This window comes from Caldisericia bacterium, assembly GCA_021158845.1.
In the GTDB taxonomy this organism is placed as follows: Bacteria; Caldisericota; Caldisericia; order B22-G15; family B22-G15; genus B22-G15.
This window is the reverse complement of record JAGGSY010000055.1, coordinates 1-5323: the sequence shown is the minus strand read 5'-3', so window position 1 is coordinate 5323 and position 5323 is coordinate 1. Positions and strand designations below refer to the sequence as shown.

Genomic DNA, 5323 nt, shown 5'->3' with positions numbered 1-5323 from the left:
ACCTTCTCCATATGTATCTCAAAGAGACAGGGAGGAGAGGATTAAATATAGAGAGAATAGGTTTAAAGAATACTTTAAGGATAGAAAGATTTTAAAGATCATCTTTTCAGAGAAAAACCTCCTTGGTATTGACCTTAACTATGAAATTCCACCACCAGGAACATTAATCTCTCTTCTTGATAGAGATAGGTTTTGTATATCCCTTGGTATAGTAAAAAACTTTGATAGAGAAGATGACACAATGACAATTGTGGTTCCTTCCTCTTTCCATGATAAAGAAGTGAAATTTATAAAATTCTCAAGATACACAATAGACTTCTAATTAAAACAATTTCTGCTAAAATATAATTGAACTAAACGGTAAAATTTTTATCAAAAAATAAAAAAGGAGGAAGTGAGGAGGTATCATGCTTAAAGGGTTCGTGCTTGCTTTTTCAAATGCTCAAGGTGGAAGGGGTGCTTTATGGTGGATATGGCTAATCATAATAATTGCCATTGTAATCTTTCTAATATGGATGCTATTTAAACCTTCTGAGACAGAAAAAACCAAAGAAGAGGAGAAAAGGACTGAATCAAAAGAATTAAAGGAAAGAACAGAAGAGGTAATAAAGAAAAGTGAGGATAAAGAAGATGACCTTAAACTTATAGAAGGGATTGGGCCAAAGGTATCACAGATACTTAAAGAACATGGAATTAAGACATTTAAGGACCTCTCCAAGAAGGATCCAGAAGATATAAAGAAACTCTTAGAAAGTAAAGGAATAAGAGGAATTGTTGATCCAACAACATGGCCAGAGCAGGCAAAGTTGGCAGCAGAGGGTAAATGGGAGGAACTTAAGAAGCTACAAAAGGAATTAAAAGGAGGAAGGAGGAGATAAATAAAAATGGCTAAAGCAGAACTTGTGTTGAGACCTTCCATGTCAAAGAGGTTAATAGCGAGGGGAGTAAAGAAGTTATTAGAGGATATGGGGGTTTTAGACAGAGGAATTGTTTATATTGCAAGAGGCTCAACATGTGCCTATGTGGTAGAGGAATTGATTGAAAGAAAGATAGAGAAGGAAAGGTTTCTTGCAGGTTTTATAGGAGAAGGAATATTAAATGTTTTACCGAGGGAAAAACGGCTTCCTCCGTTTGTTTTAATCAATGGTAAACTTACAGAGAGAAACCCAGAAGATGTAGTTAGGGAGATGAGTAAAGGGGATGTATTTATTAAAGGTGGAAATGCCATAGACCCAGAGGGAAATGTCGGAGTAGTGGTCGCTAATAGAGAAGGGGGAACTGTAGGAAAATACATTGGAATAATGCTATCAAGAGGTGTAACCTGGATCTCTCCCATAAGTATTGGCAAACTCATACCCGATGTCATAAAAGCATCTAAGTTTGCGAAAATTGACAAATTCAGTTACTCCATGGGGAAACCATCAGGACTTTTCCCTTTGGTTAATATTAAAGCTGTAACTGAAATAGATGCATTTAAAATCCTCTTTGATGTTGAATCTATTCTTATTGCAAAGGAAGGTCTCTGGGAAGATGAGGGTTCTATTGTAATTGGCATAGAAGGGGAAGAAGAGAAAGTAGAGAAAGCAGTTGAATTTATTGTACATATAAAAGGAGAGGAACTACCAAAACCCAAACTGTAACATTTAATAAACTATAATCCTGGCTGGAAGGACCTCCAAGCTCTTTCAGCATACGGGATGTATTTTGGAATTCAATAGCCATGGAGAACTATGCTTATATATTCGCTGGAACGGAAGGCCTCTTAAAGAGCAGTAATGACTTAACTTCTTAACAATTTTATCTCAGCACAATCAATAAGGGAAAGGAAGTGTTTCATCTCCCCTTCTTTGTAGGGTTTATTTTCAAGATAATTTAAGGTTTTCTCTGGTCTGTATCTTTGTAATACATACCTCTTTACATTTCCAAGAAACTTACAAATCTTTCCCATATCTTCTTCCTTAACAAAGTCAGGGACAAGGGTTGTTCTAAACTCATAATCAATTTGGGAAGACTTTATTAATTCAACACTCTTTTTAATGGCATCAATATCAACCTTCACACCCGCTGCTCTATTGTAATTATCTGGTGAACTCTTTATGTCCATGGCTATGTAATCCACAAGAGAATCTTCTAACAACTCCTCAATAACACTGGGATTTGTTCCATTTGTATCAAGTTTTATATCAATTTTTACTTCCTCTTTAATTCTCCTTAGAAATTTGGTTAATCCTTTATAAAGGGTTGGCTCACCGCCTGTAAACTCCACTCCATTTATAAAATTTTTGCGTCTTATAAGTTCCTTAAGGATATACTCCTCACTCAAAGTAGGGAGTTTCTTCAACTCCTCGGGAAGAACAAGCTCTATATTATGACAGAAGGGACATCTAAAATTACAGCCTCCTATAAATACTATTGAAGCTATGTGTTCTGGATAATCAATAAGACTTATTCCCTGAAAACCTTTAATCATTGAGGTATTTTTAGCGTTTTCCTCTCTTTGAACTCTCTCTTCTTTCCTTTATTCCAGTTTTTAATGGGTCTAAAATAGCCAACCACCCTTGAATAAACCTCACATGGAACAACCTTCACCTTTACCTTTTTCTTCTCTTTAAGCATGTCTACCTCCTTAAACATAGAAATCAAACTTTCTATTTTCCTCATCCTCAATTAGTATGTAGCTTCCCTCTGGAAGATTCTTCAACTCCTCCTCAGAAATTTCCACAACAACTCCATACTTCTCTATAAGATCCCTTGGTATAGGATTTGGGTCAAACCTGTGCTCTCCGGGTATGAAACCTGAAACAGGAGATATTGAAAAGGTAGGCGTTATTGTAAAGTATGGAAGTTTGTATCTCTCTACAATCTTTTTCACAAGCATCTTAACTATATTAGGATCCATTATACTCTCCCCAAGAAAGAGGTGAACAACAGTTCCTCCTGTGAACATAACCTGAAGGTCATCTTCAAACTCAAGGATCTCAAAAATATCATCTGTTGTATCCACTGGAAGGTGAACAGAGTTTGTATAGTATGGTTCCTCCTCTGTCCCCTGATGAATTATATCTGGGAATTTTTCAACATCAATTTTAGCAAGCCTAAATGAAGCTCCCTCTGCTGGTGTTGCTTCAAGGTTATAGAGATTCCCTGTCTCCTTCTGAAATGAGAGGAGTGTCTTCCTCATAAACTCTAAAACACGAATTGCAAACTCCTTCCCCTCTCTTGATTTAAATGGCACTTTCAACAAATTCTCCACAGCTTCAGCCATACCTATTATTCCTATTGTTGAGAAGTGATTTGCCCAATAACTCCCAAGGTTTCTCTTCACACTCTCAAGATAAACCTTTGAGTATGGGTAGAGTCCTTTATCTGTAAATCTCTCAACAACCCTTCTCTTCACCTCAAGAGCTCTCTTTCCTATCTCCATGAGTTCGTATAACCTATCCATAAACTCCTCTTCATTTCTTGATAGATACCCTATTCTTGGAAGATTGATCGTTACAACACCTATTGAACCAGTGAGGGGATTTGCTCCAAACAACCCTCCCCCTCTCTCCTTCAGTTCCCTCACATCAAGCCTCAATCTACAGCACATACTTCTTACATCCTCTGGCTTCATGTGGGAGTTTACAAAATTTGCAAAGTATGGAATTCCATATTTACCTGTCATCTCCCACAGGGGCTTTAGTTTCTCATTCTCCCAATCAAAATCGCAAGTTATATTGTATGTTGGAATTGGGAAGGTAAATGGTCTTCCATCTCTATCTCCCTCTATCATTAACTCTGCAAAACTTTTATTGATCATATCCATCTCTCTCTGAAAATCTCCATAAACTTCCCTTCTCTCCTCTCCTCCAATGATAACATGCTTATCAACATATAGAGGGGAGGGTGAGAGATCAAAACTTAAATTTGTGAAGGGCGTTTGAAAGCCAACTCTGGTTGGAACATTAATATTGAACAGAAACTCCTGAAGAGCTTGTTTAACCTCTCTGTAACTTAAATTGTCATATCTTACAAATGGTGAAAGAAGGGTGTCAAAATTACTGAAAGCTTGGGCACCAGCTGCCTCTCCCTGAAGGGTATAGAAAAAATTAACTATCTGTCCAAGAGCTGACCTAAAGTGCCTTGGGGGAGCTGATGAAATCTTTCCAGAAACGCCACCAAAACCTCTCCTCAGTAAATCTTCAAGATCCCAACCAACACAATAGGGACCAAGAATTCCAAGATCATGTATGTGTATATCTCCCCTTATATGAGCTTTCGCCGCCTCTCTTGGATATATCTTTGATAGCCAGTACTTTGATATTAAGGTGGAGGAGATGTGAAAGTTTAAACCCTGAAGGGAGTAAGTCATGTTTGAATTCTCTCTTACCCTCCAATCTTTGTCATCAATGTAGTTATCTATTATTGAATATATGTTTTCAAAAACCCTTCTTATCTCCCTTAAATCTTCGTGTTGTTTTCTGTATATTATGTAGCTCTTGGCAACATCAACTAAACCATTCTTCATCAAAATCTTTTCCACAACATCCTGTATATCTTCAATATCTGGTACGCTGGAATCACCATAAAGCCTTTCAAGAACAGCTACCACCTGATCCTTTAGATTCTCTGCTAAATCAATATCTGGTTTTCCTGTGGAGGCTAATGCATTAAAAATCGCCCTCTTTATCTTTGATTCATCAAAATCTACAATTGAACCATCCCTCTTTCTGACCTTTCTCATAAGAAATCCTCCGATAAGTTACTTTTCCCTTCCTTACCCCGAGGAAGAGAAAAAACCTGGATGGTAGGTCTCCCGACTCCCGATTCATCCTACTCGCATTGCCTTCCCAAACAGGCAACCCTAAGATCCGCCTGTTCAGTGGCGATCAATGCTTTCGTCATCGGTCACGGTGGCGGGGACCGTGTGGGATTTTCACCCACTTCCCTTGAACCACCCAGTTTTAAAGTCAAATTAATTATATCTTGGGCACAAAATCATGTCAACATTAAAATCTGCTTTAAATAACATCCTAACCATTTGGTGTCGGTGGAGAATATAAGATTTTTTGAGGTTTTTGGTCTTAAATTGTAGTAGAGATAGTAAGAGATAATCAATATTCCTATATTAGAGTCTGGGAGAATAAACTTAGGGATGTACTAAAAGAGTAGAGACAAGAAATCAGGATGGGGCATTAAAATTTGGCATGAGCACAGTTTAGCTTTTTAATATTTTTGAAAAGTGATAAAATATGTCTGATAGGTCAAAATGGAAGAGATGATAAAATACCTTAGGAGGATTCAGGAAATGGGTTCTGATAAAAAGGCAAAGAGATTTTAT

At 37.3% G+C, this 5323-nt stretch carries 6 protein-coding genes and 1 riboswitch; of the genes, 3 read left to right on the top strand and 3 right to left on the bottom strand.

The features are described from left to right. From J7J33_02165 to J7J33_02155, 3 genes are all read left to right on the top strand, one after another. Positions 1–322, top strand: a 322-nt coding sequence (locus tag J7J33_02165) for a hypothetical protein (protein ID MCD6168094.1), incomplete at its 5' end; no start/stop codon positions are given. An 85-nt stretch (positions 323–407) separates the two neighbouring features. Continuing rightward, positions 408–878 (top strand): hypothetical protein, encoded by a 471-nt coding sequence (locus J7J33_02160; protein MCD6168093.1) that lies wholly within the window; start codon positions 408–410, stop codon positions 876–878. A 6-nt stretch (positions 879–884) separates the two neighbouring features. After that, complete coding sequence (locus tag J7J33_02155) at positions 885–1640, top strand: hypothetical protein (protein ID MCD6168092.1); 756 nt, start codon at positions 885–887, stop codon at positions 1638–1640. Positions 1641–1780: 140 nt separating this feature from the next. Here the strand turns inward: J7J33_02155 and J7J33_02150 are convergent, their stop codons facing one another. The 3 genes from J7J33_02150 to J7J33_02140 are packed head-to-tail and all read right to left on the bottom strand — an operon-like array spanning position 1781 to position 4726. Then, positions 1781–2470, bottom strand: a complete 690-nt coding sequence (locus J7J33_02150; protein ID MCD6168091.1) for an anaerobic ribonucleoside-triphosphate reductase activating protein — start codon at positions 2468–2470, stop codon at positions 1781–1783. After that, positions 2467–2616, bottom strand: a complete 150-nt coding sequence (locus tag J7J33_02145) for a hypothetical protein (protein ID MCD6168090.1) — start codon at positions 2614–2616, stop codon at positions 2467–2469. The genes J7J33_02150 and J7J33_02145 overlap by 4 nt, the downstream gene beginning before the upstream one ends. A 10-nt stretch (positions 2617–2626) precedes the next feature. Then, positions 2627–4726: a ribonucleoside triphosphate reductase gene (locus J7J33_02140; protein MCD6168089.1), complete on the bottom strand. Its 2100-nt coding sequence runs from the start codon at positions 4724–4726 to the stop codon at positions 2627–2629. A gap of 44 nt (positions 4727–4770) precedes the next feature. Then, positions 4771–4956, bottom strand: a riboswitch (cobalamin riboswitch). Between the last annotated feature and the right edge of the window lie 367 nt (positions 4957–5323).

Bases quoted from the DNA above. Each gene is read 5' to 3' on its own strand.
- J7J33_02160 (MCD6168093.1), top strand. From the start codon at position 408: ATGCTTAAAGGGTTCGTGCTTGCTTTTTCAAATGCTCAAGGTGGAAGG.
- J7J33_02145 (MCD6168090.1), bottom strand. From the start codon at position 2,616: ATGCTTAAAGAGAAGAAAAAGGTAAAGGTGAAGGTTGTTCCATGTGAG.
- J7J33_02140 (MCD6168089.1), bottom strand. From the start codon at position 4,726: ATGAGAAAGGTCAGAAAGAGGGATGGTTCAATTGTAGATTTTGATGAA.
- J7J33_02150 (MCD6168091.1), bottom strand. From the start codon at position 2,470: ATGATTAAAGGTTTTCAGGGAATAAGTCTTATTGATTATCCAGAACAC.
- J7J33_02155 (MCD6168092.1), top strand. From the start codon at position 885: ATGGCTAAAGCAGAACTTGTGTTGAGACCTTCCATGTCAAAGAGGTTA.